This window comes from Pseudonocardia sp. WMMC193 (genome assembly GCF_021728735.1).
Classification (GTDB): domain Bacteria; phylum Actinomycetota; class Actinomycetes; order Mycobacteriales; family Pseudonocardiaceae; genus Pseudonocardia; species Pseudonocardia oroxyli.
The window spans coordinates 5,927,352-5,942,829 of the sequence record NZ_JAKKDO010000003.1; the positions used below are offsets into that span (position 1 = coordinate 5,927,352).

The following is a 15,478-nucleotide window of genomic DNA, read 5'->3' on the forward strand; positions in this document are numbered from 1 at the left end:
GGGCGACCCTCGGGTCGCCCGCCCTTCGCGTGCGGTCGCTACTTCGCCTCGGCCAGCAGCTCACCCATCCGCGTGACGCCGGTCTTCAGGTCGTCGTCGCTCAGGGCGTAGGAGAGCCGGAAGTAGCCGGGGGTACCGAAGGCCTCGCCCGGGACCACCGCGACCTCGGCCTCCTCCAGCACCACGGCGGCGAGGTCGAGGCTGGTCTCGATGTGCCGGCCGCGGATCTCCTTGCCCAGCAGGCCGCGCACGTCCGGGTAGGCGTAGAACGCGCCCTTCGGGGTGGGGCACTCGACGCCCGGGATCGCGGACAGCAGCTCCACGATCGTCCGGCGGCGCCGGTCGAAGGCGCGCTTCATCTCGTCCACCGCGTCCAGCGAGCCGGTGAGGGCCTCGATCGCGGCGCGCTGCGACACGTTCGCCACGTTCGACGACAGGTGGCTCTGCAGGTTCGTCGCCGCCTTGATGACGTCCGTGGGGCCGACCATCCAGCCCACCCGCCAGCCGGTCATCGCGTAGGTCTTCGCGACGCCGTTGAGCACCACGCAGGTGTCCGCGAGCTCGGGCACGGCGACGGGCATGGAGACGGCCTCGGCGCCGTCGTAGGTGAGGTGCTCGTAGATCTCGTCGGTGACGACCCACACGCCGTTGTCGACGGCCCAGCGGCCCACGGCCTCGGTCAGCTCACGGGACGCGACCGCGCCGGTCGGGTTCGAGGGCGAGCACCACAGCAGCACCTTGGTCTTCTCGGTGCGCGCGGCCTCGAGCTGCTCGACGCTGGGCAGGTAGTCGGTCTCCGGCCCGGTCACCACGACCGCGGGGGTGCCGCCCGCGAGGGTGATCGCCTCCGGGTAGGTGGTCCAGTACGGGGCCGGGAGGATGACCTCGTCGCCCGGGTCCAGCAGGGTGGCGAAGGTCTGGTAGACGGCCTGCTTGCCGCCGTTGGTCACGAGCACCTGGTTCGCGGCGATCTCGTAGCCGCTGTCCCGCTTGGTCTTCGCGACGATCGCGGCCTTGAGCTCGGGGAGCCCGCCCGCGGGGGAGTAGCGGTGGTTCTTCGGGTCGGCCGCGGCCGCCTGCGCCGCCTCGACGATCGCCGGGGGCGTCGGGAAGTCCGGCTCGCCCGCGCCGAAGCCGATCACCGGGCGGCCCTCGGCCTTGAGCGCCTTCGCCTTCGCGTCGACGGCGAGCGTGGCGGACTCGGCGATCCCGCCGATCCGTGCGGAGACCCGCGGCTTCGGTGCCGATCCTGTCTGTGCAGATCCAGTCGGTGCGGACATGGCCCTCATCCTCGCGCACGACGGGTACCCTCGTGCGAGTGGGTTTCCGGCCCGGTGCGGGGCACCGCAGCGGGTGTCGTAGACTCGTTCCGCCGGGCGCACCGGATCTTTCGGTGCGCCTGCTCCGCGCCCGTCCCCGGGCGGTGCGGAGTGGCGAAGGGGTGTAGCTCAACTGGCAGAGCAGCGGTCTCCAAAACCGCAGGTTGCAGGTTCAAGTCCTGTCACCCCTGCCACACCGGGACAGGACCATCCGAACGTGAGGCGAAGGCGGGCGTGCGCCCGTCGGTGAGGACGAACAGGTGAGCGACGAGGAGGCGGGGCGCGAGCGCCCCAGGTCCGCGGCAGACCGCCGCGGACGCCGCGCGTCGTCATCCGGGTCCGAAGCCTCCGGTGCGGTGACGGCGGGCAAGGGTCGTCCCACCCGCTCCCGCGGCGAGAGCGCGCCCAAGAAGGCGTCGATCTTCGCGCGGCTGGTCCGGTTCCTCCGCGAGGTCGTGGCGGAGCTGCGCAAGGTCATCTGGCCCACGCGCAAGCAGCTGGTCACCTACACGATCGTCGTCCTGGTGTTCGTCGCCTTCATGGTCGCGCTGGTGTCGCTGCTGGACTGGGTGTTCGGACTGGGCGTCGAGGCCCTGTTCGGGGCCTAGCCGGGTACCGGACCCACCCGAGAAGCTGACGACGGAAGCGAGAAGCACGTGACCTCCCCAGACGGCCGCCCGGCCGAGGACGAGACGCCGGTCCAGGAGACCGACGTCGAGCTGGCCCACGGCGAGGACGCGGCGTCCGACTCCTACACCGACCCCGAGGACGTCGAGACCGCGGGTGCCGCGGCCGAGACGCTCGAGGCGCAGTCCGCGGCCGAGGACGCCGACCTCGAGGACGCCGACGGCGTCGACACCGACGAGACCGTCGCCGAGATCGCGGACGAGACCGCGGCGGACGAGGCACTCGCCGAGGAGCCCGCCGAGGAGGAGGACCCGGTCGCCGCGATGACCGAGGCCCTGCGCCGCGCACCGGGTGACTGGTACGTCGTGCACTCCTACGCCGGCTACGAGAACAAGGTCAAGACCAACCTCGAGACGCGCGTGCAGACGCTGGACGTCGAGGACTACATCTTCCAGGTCGAGGTGCCCACCGAGGAGGTCACCGAGATCAAGAACGGCCAGCGCAAGCAGGTGCAGCGCAAGGTGCTGCCCGGCTACATCCTGGTCCGGATGGAGCTCAACGACCAGTCGTGGGGCGCCGTCCGCAACACCCCGGGCGTCACCGGGTTCGTGGGTGCGACGAACAAGCCGTCGCCCCTGACCCTGAACGAGGTGCTCAAGTTCCTGCTGCCGAAGCAGGAGGCGCCCAAGGAGAAGGCGGCCGCGGCGGCCGGGGGTGGCGCGTCGACGTCGTCGTCCGGCGGTTCCGCGGCGGTCGAGGTCGACTTCGAGGTCGGCGAGTCGGTCACCGTCATGGACGGCCCGTTCGCCACCCTCCCGGCCACGATCAACGAGGTCAACGTCGACGCGCAGAAGCTGAAGGTGCTGGTCAGCATCTTCGGCCGAGAGACGCCGGTCGAGCTGGCCTTCAGCCAGGTCTCCAAGATCTAAGCTTCACGCGCGGGGCAGGTCCGCGCGGGAGAAGTCGACACTCAAGGAACACAGAATGCCTCCCAAGAAGCGGAAGCTCTCCGCGATCATCAAGCTCCAGATCAAGGCGGGCGCCGCGACGCCCGCCCCGCCGGTCGGCCCCGCGCTGGGTCAGCACGGCGTGAACATCATGGAGTTCTGCAAGGCGTACAACGCCGCCACCGAGGCCCAGCGCGGCGACGTGGTGCCGGTCGAGATCTCGGTGTACGAGGACCGCTCGTTCACCTTCGAGCTCAAGACCCCGCCCGCGGCGAAGCTGCTGCTCAAGGCGGCGGGCGTCGAGAAGGGCTCCGGCACCCCGCACACCACCAAGGTCGCGTCCGTGACCATGGACCAGGTGCGGGAGATCGCGCAGCTCAAGATGCGCGACCTCAACGCCAACGACCTCGACGGCGCCGCGAAGATCATCGCCGGCACCGCCCGGTCGATGGGCATCACGGTCAACTGACCACCGTTCGCGTGGGAGAGCCGGGCGCGGCTCGGACCACGACTCTTCTTCTGAAGGACTGAAGATGGCAAAGCGCAGCAAGATCTACGAGCAGGCCGCGGCCAAGATCGACCGCGACACCCTGTACTCGCCCCTCCAGGCCGCCACGCTGGCCAAGGAGACCGCGAGCACCAAGATGGACGCGACCGTCGAGGTCGCCATGCGGCTGGGCGTCGACCCCCGCAAGGCGGACCAGATGGTCCGCGGGACCGTGAACCTGCCCCACGGGACCGGTAAGACCGCCCGGGTCATCGTCTTCGCCGTCGGCGACAAGGCCGCCGAGGCCGAGGCCGCGGGTGCCGACGTCGTCGGCGCCGAGGACCTGATCGAGCGGATCCAGGGCGGCTGGCTGGACTTCGACGCCGCCATCGCCACCCCGGACCAGATGGCCAAGGTCGGTCGGATCGCGCGCATCCTGGGCCCGCGTGGCCTGATGCCGAACCCGAAGACCGGCACCGTCACCCCGGACGTGACCCGCGCCGTCGCCGACATCAAGGGCGGCAAGATCAACTTCCGGGTCGACAAGCAGGCCAACCTGCACCTGGTCATCGGCAAGGCCTCGTTCGACACCGAGAAGCTGGTGGAGAACTACGGCGCCGCGCTGGACGAGATCCTGCGGGCCAAGCCGTCGGCCGCCAAGGGCCGCTACATCAAGAAGATCACGGTCTCCACGACCACGGGCCCGGGCATCCCGGTCGACCCGAACCGCACCCGCAACCTGCTGGTGGACGAGACCGTCTGAGTCTCGACGCGACCCGAACGCCCCCTCCCGGCCGGGAGGGGGCGTTCGTCGTTCCGGGGAGCACCGGCCCCGCGAGTCCCGCACTCGGGCCACGCGAGTCGGACGCTCAGGTCCAGTCGGCCAGCACGTCGTCGACCGACTCGAGCTCCGAGGCCTTGCCCAGCACCCGGGTCGCCGTCCGGGAGAAGCGCGGGGCGGGTGCGGCCTGCGGCACGTCGTCCTGCGTGACGATCGTGCTCCGCGCGGCCATGTGCGGGTGGTTCGCGACCTCCCCGAAGGCCAGCACCGGCGTGGTGCAGGCGTCCGTCCCGTCGAAGATCGCGGCCCACTCGTCCCGAGACTTCGTGGCGAAGACCTCGGTGAAGCGCGCCTTGATCGTCGGCCAGGACGTCGGGTCCATCTGCGGGGGCAGGTCGGCCGGGTCGATCTGCAGGCCCTCGAGCAGCTGCGCGTAGAACTGTGGCTCGATGGCCCCCACGGCCATGAACCCGCCGTCCGCGCAGGCGTAGGTGTCGTAGAACGGCGCGTACCCGTCCAGCAGGTTGGCACCCGGCGCGTCCTGCCAGGCGCCCACGCTCAGCATCGACCACACCATCTGCACCAGCAGGCTGGCCCCGTCGACCATCGCGGCGTCCACGACCTGGCCCTCGCCGGACCCGCGCGCCTCGAACAGTGCGGCGAGGACACCGATGACCAGCAGCATCGAGCCGCCGCCGAAGTCGCCGACCAGGTTCAGCGGCGGCACCGGGCGCTCGCCGTTCCCGCGGCCGATCGCGTGCAGCGCGCCGGTCAGCGAGATGTAGTTGATGTCGTGGCCCGCGCGGTCGGCCATCGGGCCGTCCTGGCCCCAGCCGGTCATCCGGCCGTAGACGAGCTTCGGGTTGCGCGCGTGGCACTCCGCCGGTCCCACGCCGAGCCGCTCGGTCACGCCGGGGCGGTAGCCCTCCAGCAGCACGTCGGCCTGCTCGACCAGCCGCAGCACGGTCTCGCGGCCCTCCGCGGTCTTGAGGTCGGCCGCGACCCGCCGCCGCCCGCGCAGCGTCGGGTCGACGGGCCCGCCGATCTGCAGACCGCCGGGCCGGTCGATGCGTACGACCTCGGCGCCGAGATCGCCCAAGATCATCGCCGCGTGCGGGCCGGGCCCGATTCCGGCGAGCTCGACGACCCGTACGCCGGCGAGGGGTCCGCTCCGAGGTGCCACCTGTACCACCCTTGCATAATCGATCGATCGTTCAGTACTGCCGGTACTGTACGGGGCGGGTCACGCGACCGCGATGGCCTCGTCGGCACCCGTCTCCGGCTGGTGGTCCAGACCCTGCCAGGCCGCGGTGAGCTGATCCAGCGCCTCGGCCATCCGGTCGGGCCGCAGGGTGAACGGCAGCCGGAGGTGGCGTTCGAATGCGCCGTCCACCCCGAACCGCGGTCCGGCGGCGAGCAGCAGACCGTGCCGCCGCGCCGCGCCCGCCAGCCTGCTGGAGACCGGTTCGCCCAGGTCGACCCAGAGGGACAGGCCGCCGGACGGGTGGTTGGGCCGCCAGTCGGGGAAGGCTCGGGCCAGGCCCGCGCGCAGGTCCGCCCGCGCCGCGCGCAGATCCTGCTGCCGCTCGGCGACCACGCTCTCGACGTCGTCGAGCAGGCGGGCGGTCACGAGCTGGTCCAGCACCGCCCCACCCAGGTCGACGGCGGGGCGCAGCCCGGCCAACCGGCGCACGAGCGGCGCCGCGGCCCGGATCCAGCCGATCCGCAGGCCGCCCCAGAACACCTTGCTGGCGGACCCGATGGTGATCACCAGCGGCGACTCCGGGGCGCCCGCCGCCACCGGCGTCGGCGGGGGGACGTCGAGGGGGAGCTCGGTGAGCGTCTCGTCGACGACGAGCGGGGTGCGGGTCCGCCGGGCGAGGTCGACGACGGCGGCGCGGTCGGCGGGGGCCATCACCGCCCCCGTCGGGTTGTGGAAGTCCGGGACCAGGTAGATCAGCGCGGGGTTGGCGTCCCGGACGGTCTCGCGCAGCAGCTCCAGGTCCCAGCCGGTGCTCGTGAGCGGCACGGGGACCGGGCGAGCGCCGCGGGCCCGGATCGCATCGAGGGCGTTGGGATAGGTCGGGTGCTCCACGAGCACCCGGTCGCCGGGGTTGGTGAACAGGCTCATGAGCAGCGCGATCGCGTTCTGCGCGCCGGTGGTGACGAGGATCTGGTCGGGTGTGGTCGGCACGCCGCGCGCGGTGAACCGGTGCGCCACGGCGCGGCGCAGCTCCGGGGTCCCCGCGAGGGAGTAGCCGTGGCCGCCGAGATGGCCGTCGAGCTCGACGACGGCGTCCGCAGCGGCCCGGCGGAGGGCGTCGGTGGGCGCGGAGAGGGCCGCGTGGGCCAGGTCGAGCAGGGTGCCGCCGACCAGCGGGGAGAAGGGGGTCTCCGGTTCGAGCGGATCGCCGCCCGCGGGGGTGGGGACGCGCGTGACGCTGCCCGACCCCCGCCTGCTGTCGAGGTAGCCGTCGGTGCGCAGCGTCTCGTAGGCGGCGGCGACGGTCGTCCGGCTGACGTCGAGCGCGGCGGCGAGCTCCCGCTCCGCGGGAATCCGGGTGCCGAGCGCCAGCCTGCCGTCCAGGATGAGCAGGCGGACGCGGTCGGCGAGGGCCACGGCCAGGCCGCGGTCGTCGGGCGGGCGCCAGGTGCCGAGGAGCCGGCTGAAGCTCGCACTGCCGATCCGACGAGCCATCAATCCACCTCTGCATGATTGGCTATCCCGGGAGGGGCCAATCTTACGCAGACTGGAGTCATGACAGCCACGGTCCTGCTCTCGGTCCTCGTCCTCATCGCCCTCGCGGCACCGCGCTACGGCGTGGACAGCCGCTCGCCCCACGGTGCCGCGCGCCGCGCCCACACCCCGTGGGGCGACGTGCAGGCCGCCTGGTCGCGGCTGCGCTCCGCGGCGGAACGGCCACCACGACTCAGGCCCGGTACTCCCAGTGGTCTCGGGTCAGCGTCCCGAGCCCGTCCCCTTCGGTCGTGAAGTAGTAGCGGCCGGACTGCCACCCGTCCCGGTCCGCGACATCGGCGAGCACGGCCTCGGTCCACCGATGCCACTCGTCGGGGTCGCGGGGTGCCGGATCCGGGGTGTCCGCGACGACGACGGTGAAGTCGTGCAGCCGCCCGCGCAACGACGTCCACATCTGCACGTCGATGGTCACGGTCTCCGGCAGGTCCACGGACGGAGTATCAGCTCACGCCCGTTCGGTCGCCTGCGGGATCACCCGATCAGGCGGCCAGCAGGTCGGTGCGCCCCTTCTCCTCCAGGCTCGCCTTGTACGGCCCGAAGAGTCCCTTGGCGAGCGGGAGCACCTTGAGCAGCTTCGCGACCGGACCCTTCGCGCGGACCTGGCCCTTCGCCAGAGCGACCGGCAGCACGACCTTGCCCAGCCAGAACCGGTTGCCGGTGTCCGCGGTCATGAACAGCTCGACGTTCGGGTCCGGCCCGTTGCCCGCGCCCTCGAAGATCTGCGAGTTCGGCATGTCCACGGTGAGCACCGCGTCCGGATCGGTGTAGGTGATCCGCAGGACCACCCCGGACGGCTTGAGCTTCTCGACGAGCGCGGTGTCCTCCATGCCCATCCGGAACACCCCGCCCAGGTACTCGTACACCTCGGCCTCGCCCGTGAATGCCGCCACGATGCAGCCCCTCTCCGCTCGGTTGCGGCCGAGTCTGGCCCGCCCGGGCCTGCGGGGCGACTCTCCGAGGGGGCCACGGCCGGCCCACGGGTGACACCCGCCCGGAAACCCCTCGAGCCCCGCGAGCCGCTCGGGCTCAGTCGAGCAGCCCGGCCCGCCCGGCGAGGGCGGCGGCCTCGATCCGGTTGGCCGCGCCGAGCTTGTGCAGCAACGAGGCGATCATCCGCTTGGCGGTCCGCTCACTGACCAGCATCGGCCGGGCGATCTCGCTGGTCTCGAGCCCGCGGGCGAGCAGCCGCCACAGCTCGACGTCTCGTTCGGAGAGCCGGTCCAGCAGCCCGTCGGCGGTGCGGTCGGCGGACACGAGCAGCGCGTCGAGCAGTTCGGCGCGCACCACGCGGACCCCGGCGAGCACCGACAGCAGCGGCGCGACCAGGACCTCCGGGTCGGCGGACTTGGCCAGGTAGCCGTCCGCACCGGCGCGCAGCGCGGCGGCGGCGAGGTCCAGGTCCTCGGTCCCGGACAGGGCGAGTACCCGCGTGGTCGGGTAGGCCGCCTTGATCCGCCGGATCGTCTCCACCCCGCCGAGCGGCGGCAGGGCGAGATCGACGACGGCGACGTCCGCCCGGTTCTTCCCGACGAGTGCCACGGCCTCCTCGCCCGCGGTCGTCGAGCCCGCGACCTGGAAGGTCTCACCGGCCCGGGACTCCAGCAGCAGGGCGAGACCCTGGGCGAACAGGGCGTGGTCGTCCACGATGACGACGGTGTAGGGGCCCTCCGGCACGGGGCGAGCGTAGGCGGTGCCGTGCCGTCACCCCCCGCTGGGGCGCGCCGGCGATCACTCTCGCGCCGTCCGCCGGAGCGGGAACGGGCGCGCGGGCCGGCTACCCTGCCCGCATCGGCGCCTGCGGTGCTGTCCGTGCGGTGCCGTCGGTGCGGTGGAGGGAGTCGCGTGGAGGTCTACGGGCCCTGGACCCGCCGGTCGGACTCGGCCGAGGAGCGCGCGGCGGTGGTCATCCGGGCGGCCGTGGTGGCGGCCGTCGGGTTGGCGCTGGTCATCGGGCCGGAGCTGGCGCGGGGTCGGCCGGGGGTGGTGTGGACGATCGTCGCCGGCACCGCGCTCTACGCCGCGGCCCTGCTGGTCACCGAGTGGGCCGAGCGCCCGTTGCCCGTGCGGCCCGCGGTGCTCACCGTCATCGACGGCCTGCTGGTCCTGGTCGCCTGCGGGCTGACCGGGGGAGCGGACAGCATCTTCGTGGCGGTGCTGCCCCTGATCGCCATCGCGATGTCGCTGCGGGCGGGCCCGGTGGTCGGCAGGCTGGGGGCGCTCGGCGTCGGGCTCGGGTTCACGGTCGCGTGCGTGGTCGGCTCGGACGCGGACGTCCCGCCGGCCGAGCGGCTCCTCACCGGGGCGTGGTGGAGCGGGTTCCTCGTGGCGGCGGCGGTGCTGGTCGGGGTGTTGGCGCGGATGCTCGAGCGCCAGCTCGTCGTCGCGGCGGAGTCGCGGGCCCGGGCGGTGGCCGAGCACGAGAAGCTGGTGTCGGAGCGGGAGCTGCGGGCGCGTCTGGTCGCCGCGCAGCGGGCCCGGCTCGACGGTGTCCGCGTGGTCCTGCACGAGTTCCGGACGCCCGTCGCCTCCCTCACCGCGCTCACCGCGGACCTCGCCGCGGGCAAGCTCTCGCCGTCCGCCGCGGACTCCGCGATCCGGCTGCTGGCCGAGCACGCCGTGCACCTGCGGGACATGTTGGAGGGGCTGGCCGACCTCGCGGTGCGGGACGGCAGCCCCCTCGGCCGGGTCACCGACCGGCCGGTGGTACTGGCCGAGCTGGCCGAAGCGGTGCTCGACGCGGCCGCGGTCGCCCCCGCACGCAGACGGATCACGGTGGAGCCCGCGGGCGCCGTGGTCCGCTGCGACCCCCAGCGGCTCCGCCGGGTGCTGACGAACCTGGCCGAGAACGCCGCGCGCCACAGTGGGGACGCGCCCGTCGAGCTGGCCCTGTCCCACGTGGACGGGATCCTGACCGCGCAGGTGCGCGACCGCGGGCCCGGTCTGCCGCCGGGCCAGGAGGGGGTGGTGACGTCGAAGGGGGTGGCCATCGGGGAACGCCGCGGCACCGCCGGGCTCGGGCTGTGGATCGTGGAGGCGCTGGTCGGGGCCATGAACGGCGAGCTCGAGCTGCGGCCGCGCGCGGGCGGCGGCCTGGTCGCCCACCTGACGCTCCCGCTCGATCCCGCCTGACGGGCCGGCCCCCGCGGGTCAGGCGCGGAACCCGTGGGCCGGTGCCCCGGGACGTGATCGCCGTCATGCTCGGCGTCCATGAAGACCCGAGCAGCGGTGCTGTGGGAACTCGGCGGCAAGTGGGAGGTCGAGGAGGTCGAGCTCGACCCACCCGGCCCCGGTGAGGTCCTCGTCGAGCTGACGGCCTCCGGCCTGTGCCATTCCGACGAGCACCTCGTGACCGGCGACCTCCCGGTCGCCTACCCCATGGTGGGCGGGCACGAGGGCGCGGGCCGCGTCCGTGAGGTGGGCCCCGGCGTGACCGAGGTGGCCGTCGGCGACCCCGTCGTGATGACCTTCCTGCCCAGCTGCGGCCGCTGCTCGTACTGCGTGCGCGGCATGACCTCGCTCTGCGACGACGGGGCCGGCGCCACCCTCGGCCCCCAGCTGGACGGGACCTACCGGGTGCACGCCCGCGGCGAGGACATCGGGCAGATGTGCCTGCTGGGGACGTTCGCGCAGCACACCGTGGTGCCGGTGAAGTCGGTGGTGAAGATCGACGAGGGCTTCCCGCTCGACCTCGCCGCGCTCGTCGGCTGCGGCGTCACCACCGGGTTCGGCTCCGCGGTCCGCACGGCCGACCTGCGGGCGGGGGACGCGTGCGTCGTCATCGGGATCGGCGGGATCGGGGCCAACGCGATCCAGGGTGCGGTGAACGCGGGCTGCCGGTACGTGGTGGCCGTGGACCCGGTGGAGTTCAAGCGGGACAAGGCGATCGAGCTCGGCGCCACCCACGTGGCGCGCAGCATCGACGAGGCCTGGCCGATCGTCTCCGAGCTGACCCGGGGTCAGCTGGCGGACGCCGCCATCCTCACCACGGGCGTCGCCGAGGGAGACGACCTCCAGCCTGCGCTGCAGCTCGTCGGCAAGCGGGGGCGGGTGGTCGTGACCGCGCTGGGCAAGGCCGAGCAGGAGACCGCGAGCCTGTCCCTGCTCGAGCTGACCCTCTACGAGAAGCAGATCCGGGGTGCGCTGTTCGGCAGCTCGAACGGCCAGCACGACGTGCCGCGCCTGCTCGAGCTGCACAACCTCGGCAGGCTCAAGCTCCGCGAGCTGATCACCAGGGAGTACACCCTCGACCAGGTGAACGAGGGGTATGCGGACATGCGGGCCGGACGCAACATCCGAGGCCTCATCCGATTCTGACGGCAAGGGAGCCGACATGATCGAACACGGAAACCGTCAGGGGTTCGCCAGCTTGTCAGCAGGCGGCCTGAAGCACGAGTCGTTCCCGATGCGGTTGTTCCGCAAGGGGAACGGGAAGCACTGGGACCCGGCGAGCATCGACTTCAGCCAGGACGCCGAGGACTTCGCGGCCATGACCGACGACGAGCGGTGGTGGACCTGCGCGCTGGCCGCCCAGTTCCTCGCGGGCGAGGAGTCGGTGACCCAGGACCTGCAGCCCTTCGTCGCCGCGATGGCGGCCGAGGGCCGGTTCGCCGACGAGATGTACCTGACCCAGTTCGTCTACGAGGAGGCCAAGCACACGCAGGCCTTCCGGCTCTGGTTCGACGCCGTCGGCATGACCACCGATCTCCACGAGTTCATCTCGTTCAACGACGCGTACCTGGAGATCTTCACCAAGCAGCTCCCGGACTCGCTCTACGCCCTCGCGCACGACCCGAGCCCGCGCAACCAGATCCGGGCCTCGGTCACCTACAACCACATCGTCGAGGGCACCCTGGCGCTGACCGGCTACTTCGCCTGGCAGAAGGTCTGTGCGAGCCGCGGCATCCTGCCCGGCATCCAGCAGGTGATCAAGCACATCGGAGACGACGAGCGCCGCCACATGGCGTGGGGCACCTTCACCTGCCGCCGCCACGTCGCCGCCGACGACAGCCTGTTCGACGCCGTCGACGAGCGCATGCAGGAGCTCCTCGTCCCGGCGATGGGGGTCGTCACCGCGACCTTCGAGCAGTCCGACACCGCGCCCTTCGGCATCGACATCTCGGAGATGGCCGAGTACGCGATGGACAAGCTGGGCCGCAGGCTCGGCGCCATCGAGTCGGCCCGCGGAGCCGACCTCCTCGCGATCGACGTCGACGCCTCGCCGGAGGCCCTGGAGGAGCGCTTCCACGCCGAGGACCAGAAGGAGCTGGCGGCGGTATGAGCTCCCGCTACGCCCGGCTGCGGGAGATCGAGCAGCTCGACCCGCACACCGACTACGTCGAGATCAACCGCCTGATGACCCTCTACGAGTTCCCGTGGGACATCAACCAGGCGCTGTCCTTCGCGCTGTTCCGCACGTACGCCGTGCCCACGATCGGGAAGCTGCTGGCGGAGACCGGCGAGTTCACCGAGCGCGTGCAGAAGCGCTACGACGACACCGGGCTGATCCTCGAGGCCGTGCTCGAGCACGGCTTCCAGGGCACCGGGACCGACGCCATCCGGCGCATGAACCAGATGCACCGCAGCTACCCGATCAGCAACGGGGACCTGCTCTACACCCTGTCCACGTTCGTCGTGAGCCCCATCCGCTGGATGGACGCCTACGGCTGGCGGCCCTTCTCCGAGACCGAGAAGGTCGCGAGCGCGAACTACTACCGCGAGCTCGGCAGGCACATGGGGATCAAGGGCATCCCGGACACCTGGCAGGAGTTCTGCACGATCCACGACGAGTACGAGCGCGCGCACTTCGCGTTCGACCCGGGCGGGCGCGCCGTCGCGGACTCCACCCTGGCGCTGCTCTGCACGTTCCCGCCGAACGACAAGGCGCCCGCGGCGCTGATCGACGCCTTCTCCCGGTCCCTGATGGACGCCCCGCTGCGCGAGGCGTTCCGCTACCCGGCTCCGCCGCGGTGGTTCCAGGCACTGTCGCGGGGCGCGCTGCGGGCGCGCGGTCGGCTGCTGCGCCGGTTCCCGGTCCGCACCCGTCCCCACTTCGTGAAGGACTCGCCGAACATCCGGAGCTACCCGAACGGCTACGACGTCCGACAGCTCGGGACCTTCCCGCGGGGCTGCCCGGTCCCGCACGACACGTACTCCGATCGAGTGAACTCGAGCCCTGTCACTCCATCCGCAACCTGAGAACCCGGTTGTACCGGCATGGGGCCGGACGGAGTAGCGACGGGTCGTTGCGTGCGCACACGGCGACGGACCGCCGCGTCGCCGTCACGGCCCGTCGCCGGCGTTCTCAGGTCGCGAACCGACCCCCTGGTGAGACGGGGATACCGAGGAGTAACCAGACTGGGTCGGCGTCGTTGGACGCTCCAGGACGGGTGCGCCCACGGTCGGGCGCCCGGAACGCGCAAGGAGGCGACGTGCCTGGTGTCGAGGTGAAGGTCGAGGGGCTGACCAAGTCCTTCGGGCGCGCCAACATCTGGTCGGACGTCACGCTGACGCTGCCGCCGGGTGAGGTCAGCGTGCTGCTCGGCCCGTCGGGCACCGGGAAGTCGGTGTTCTTGAAGTCGCTGATCGGGCTGCTCAAGCCCGAGCGGGGCTCGATCGTCATCCACGACACCGACCTGGTGCGGTGCAGCGAGTCGAAGCTGTACGAGATCCGCAAGCTGTTCGGGGTGCTGTTCCAGGACGGCGCGCTGTTCGGCTCGATGAACCTCTACGACAACATCGCGTTCCCGCTGCGGGAGCACACCAAGAAGTCCGAGGCACAGATCCGCGACATCGTGGCGGAGAAGATGGACATGGTGGGCCTCAAGGGCGACGAGGGGAAGCTGCCGGGGGAGATCTCCGGCGGGATGCGCAAGCGGGCCGGGTTGGCCCGGGCGCTGGTGCTGGACCCGGAGATCATCCTGTTCGACGAGCCGGACTCCGGTCTGGACCCGGTCCGCACGGCGTACCTGAACCAGTTGATCATCGACCTGAACGCGCAGACCGACTCGACGTTCCTGATCGTCACCCACGACATCAACACCGCGCAGACCGTGCCGGACAACATCGGCATGCTCTACCGCAAGCACCTGGCCATGTTCGGCCCGCGCGAGGTGCTGCTGACCAGCGAGGACCCGGTGGTCGCGCAGTTCCTCAACGGCCGTCGGCAGGGTCCGATCGGGATGTCGGAGGAGAAGGACACCGCGCAGGCGGCCCGGGAGATGGCCGAGATCGAGGAGCTGGAGGGCCTGCCGCCGGTCAAGCCGCAGCTGGAGGCGACGGCGGGGCTGCCGGAGCGCAAGGCGGTGCAGCGCAGGCAGGCGCGGGTGCGGGACATGATGCACACCCTGCCGCCCGCCGCGCAGGAGGCCATCCTGCGGTCGCAGCAGCCGGAGACCCCGCAGCGCGCCACCGCCGTCGGAGCCAGCCCCTACAGCGCTCCCGCCGCCGAGGCGCCGACGCAGACCATCCCGCGGCTCGACGCCCCCCAGGCCCCCGCGCACCCCCGGAACCCCGAGAACCCGGAGGCCCCCGAACCTCCGCTCGGTTCCCCGATCACCACCCGACCGCCGTCCGGGCCCACCGCGGGCCCCGGTCGGCACCGATTCCGCTAGCCCACCCGGCCGGGCTCCCCACCCGGCCCCGACCGCGCCCCGTCGCGGGGGATCCCCCGAGATCCACCGCGAACCTGCTCCCCGCCCGCCCCTCGTGAGCGGCGATCGTCGCCCTGGCGACGATCGCCACGCACAGGCTCCCCGAGGAATGTCGTGTCCGCTCCCCAGCAGGCAGGCCCCAGCCCGATCACCCGTGCCCTCACCCCCGTGGGCCGGCTGTTCGCGCTGGGCCTGGACATCACGAAGCAGATCTTCCGGCCGCCGTTCCAGCTGCGCGAGTACATCGAGCAGACCTGGTTCGTCACGAAGGTCTCGGCGCTGCCCACGGCGCTGTTCACCATCCCGTTCGGCGCGACGATCGCGCTGCTGCTGGCGTCCCTGACCCAGCAGTTCGGGGCGCAGAGCCAGACGGGCGCGGGCTCGGTGCTCGCCATCGTGCAGCAGGCGGCGCCGATCGTCACCGCACTGCTCATCTCCGGCGCGGGCGGCAGCGCGGTGTGCGCGGACCTGGGGGCGCGCACCATCCGCGAGGAGATCGACGCGATGAAGGTGCTCGGCATCTCGCCGATCCAGCGCCTCGTCGTGCCGCGGGTGCTCGCCATGGCGACCACCGCGGTGGTGCTCAACGGCCTCGCGACCGTCGTCGGGGTGGGCGGCGGCTACTTCTTCAACGTGATCATCCAGGGCGGGACGCCCGGCGCGTACGTCGCGAGCTTCTCGGCGATCGCCCAGGTCAGCGACATCGTGGTCAGCGAGGTCAAGGCGTTCCTGTTCGGCTTCGTCGCCGGGATCGTGGCCGCCTACCGGGGGCTCAACCCGCCGCCGGGTGCCAAGGGGGTCGGCGACGCGGTGAACCAGTCCGTGGTCATCTCCTTCGTCCTGGTCTTCCTGATCAACCTCGTGTTGACGGCCCTGTACCTCGAGCTCGTTCCCCCGAAGGGCATCTGAC

The 15,478-nt window shown here is 72.0% G+C and carries 16 protein-coding genes and 1 tRNA gene; 11 read left to right on the plus strand and 6 right to left on the minus strand.

What is annotated here, in order from left to right; all coding sequences use genetic code 11:
• Positions 1–38: 38 nt before the first annotated feature.
• Complete coding sequence (locus L3X23_RS30420; protein ID WP_093076871.1) at positions 39–1,280, minus strand: pyridoxal phosphate-dependent aminotransferase; 1,242 nt, start codon at positions 1,278–1,280, stop codon at positions 39–41.
• A gap of 157 nt (positions 1,281–1,437) precedes the next feature.
• On the opposite strand from L3X23_RS30420, the gene L3X23_RS30425 reads away from it, so the two are divergent.
• The 5 genes from L3X23_RS30425 to rplA all read left to right on the plus strand — a co-directional run bounded on the left by L3X23_RS30425 (position 1,438) and on the right by rplA (position 4,143).
• Positions 1,438–1,513 (plus strand) — tRNA-Trp (locus L3X23_RS30425).
• A gap of 66 nt (positions 1,514–1,579) precedes the next feature.
• Positions 1,580–1,927, plus strand: coding sequence for a preprotein translocase subunit SecE (gene secE, locus L3X23_RS30430; RefSeq protein WP_093076874.1), 348 nt, complete (start codon positions 1,580–1,582; stop codon positions 1,925–1,927).
• A gap of 48 nt (positions 1,928–1,975) precedes the next feature.
• Positions 1,976–2,875, plus strand: coding sequence for a transcription termination/antitermination protein NusG (gene nusG, locus L3X23_RS30435; RefSeq protein WP_237196595.1), 900 nt, complete (start codon positions 1,976–1,978; stop codon positions 2,873–2,875).
• Positions 2,876–2,930: 55 nt separating this feature from the next.
• Complete coding sequence (gene rplK, locus L3X23_RS30440) at positions 2,931–3,362, plus strand: 50S ribosomal protein L11 (RefSeq protein ID WP_093076877.1); 432 nt, start codon at positions 2,931–2,933, stop codon at positions 3,360–3,362.
• A 64-nt stretch (positions 3,363–3,426) separates the two neighbouring features.
• Positions 3,427–4,143 (plus strand): 50S ribosomal protein L1, encoded by a 717-nt coding sequence (rplA, locus tag L3X23_RS30445; protein ID WP_093076880.1) that lies wholly within the window; start codon positions 3,427–3,429, stop codon positions 4,141–4,143.
• Between the two features lie 106 nt (positions 4,144–4,249).
• Here the strand turns inward: rplA and L3X23_RS30450 are convergent, their stop codons facing one another.
• The 5 genes from L3X23_RS30450 to L3X23_RS30470 form a co-directional block, all read right to left on the minus strand.
• Positions 4,250–5,344: a CaiB/BaiF CoA-transferase family protein gene (locus L3X23_RS30450; protein WP_237196597.1), complete on the minus strand. Its 1,095-nt coding sequence runs from the start codon at positions 5,342–5,344 to the stop codon at positions 4,250–4,252.
• A 60-nt stretch (positions 5,345–5,404) separates the two neighbouring features.
• On the minus strand, positions 5,405–6,859 hold the full coding sequence (locus L3X23_RS30455) for a PLP-dependent aminotransferase family protein (protein ID WP_237196599.1): 1,455 nt from the start codon (positions 6,857–6,859) through the stop codon (positions 5,405–5,407).
• Between the two features lie 232 nt (positions 6,860–7,091).
• On the minus strand, positions 7,092–7,349 hold the full coding sequence (locus L3X23_RS30460) for a hypothetical protein (RefSeq protein ID WP_237196601.1): 258 nt from the start codon (positions 7,347–7,349) through the stop codon (positions 7,092–7,094).
• A gap of 49 nt (positions 7,350–7,398) precedes the next feature.
• Positions 7,399–7,809 (minus strand): sterol carrier protein, encoded by a 411-nt coding sequence (locus tag L3X23_RS30465; protein WP_093076891.1) that lies wholly within the window; start codon positions 7,807–7,809, stop codon positions 7,399–7,401.
• A 136-nt stretch (positions 7,810–7,945) separates the two neighbouring features.
• The gene (locus L3X23_RS30470; RefSeq protein WP_237196603.1) at positions 7,946–8,593 is read right to left on the minus strand and encodes a response regulator transcription factor; all 648 of its coding nucleotides are present in this window, start codon (positions 8,591–8,593) and stop codon (positions 7,946–7,948) included.
• 168 nt (positions 8,594–8,761) lie between these two features.
• Here L3X23_RS30470 and L3X23_RS36395 point away from each other — a divergent pair, with 168 nt between their 5' ends.
• The 6 genes from L3X23_RS36395 (at position 8,762) to L3X23_RS30500 (ending at position 15,477) form a co-directional block, all read left to right on the plus strand.
• Positions 8,762–10,048, plus strand: coding sequence for a sensor histidine kinase KdpD (locus L3X23_RS36395; protein ID WP_237196605.1), 1,287 nt, complete (start codon positions 8,762–8,764; stop codon positions 10,046–10,048).
• A gap of 78 nt (positions 10,049–10,126) precedes the next feature.
• Positions 10,127–11,233 carry an NDMA-dependent alcohol dehydrogenase gene (locus L3X23_RS30480; RefSeq protein WP_237196607.1) on the plus strand — a complete coding sequence of 369 codons (1,107 nt, stop codon included), beginning with the start codon at positions 10,127–10,129 and terminating at the stop codon, positions 11,231–11,233.
• Between the two features lie 16 nt (positions 11,234–11,249).
• Complete coding sequence (locus L3X23_RS30485; RefSeq protein WP_237196609.1) at positions 11,250–12,197, plus strand: R2-like ligand-binding oxidase; 948 nt, start codon at positions 11,250–11,252, stop codon at positions 12,195–12,197.
• On the plus strand, positions 12,194–13,114 hold the full coding sequence (locus tag L3X23_RS30490; protein ID WP_237196610.1) for an oxygenase MpaB family protein: 921 nt from the start codon (positions 12,194–12,196) through the stop codon (positions 13,112–13,114). The genes L3X23_RS30485 and L3X23_RS30490 overlap by 4 nt, the downstream gene beginning before the upstream one ends.
• Before the next feature lie 233 nt (positions 13,115–13,347).
• Entirely contained in the window at positions 13,348–14,529 is a 1,182-nt protein-coding gene (locus tag L3X23_RS30495; protein ID WP_237196612.1) for an ABC transporter ATP-binding protein, read from the plus strand.
• Between the two features lie 153 nt (positions 14,530–14,682).
• Positions 14,683–15,477, plus strand: coding sequence for an ABC transporter permease (locus L3X23_RS30500; RefSeq protein WP_093076910.1), 795 nt, complete (start codon positions 14,683–14,685; stop codon positions 15,475–15,477).
• The last annotated feature ends 1 nt before the right edge of the window (position 15,478 follow it).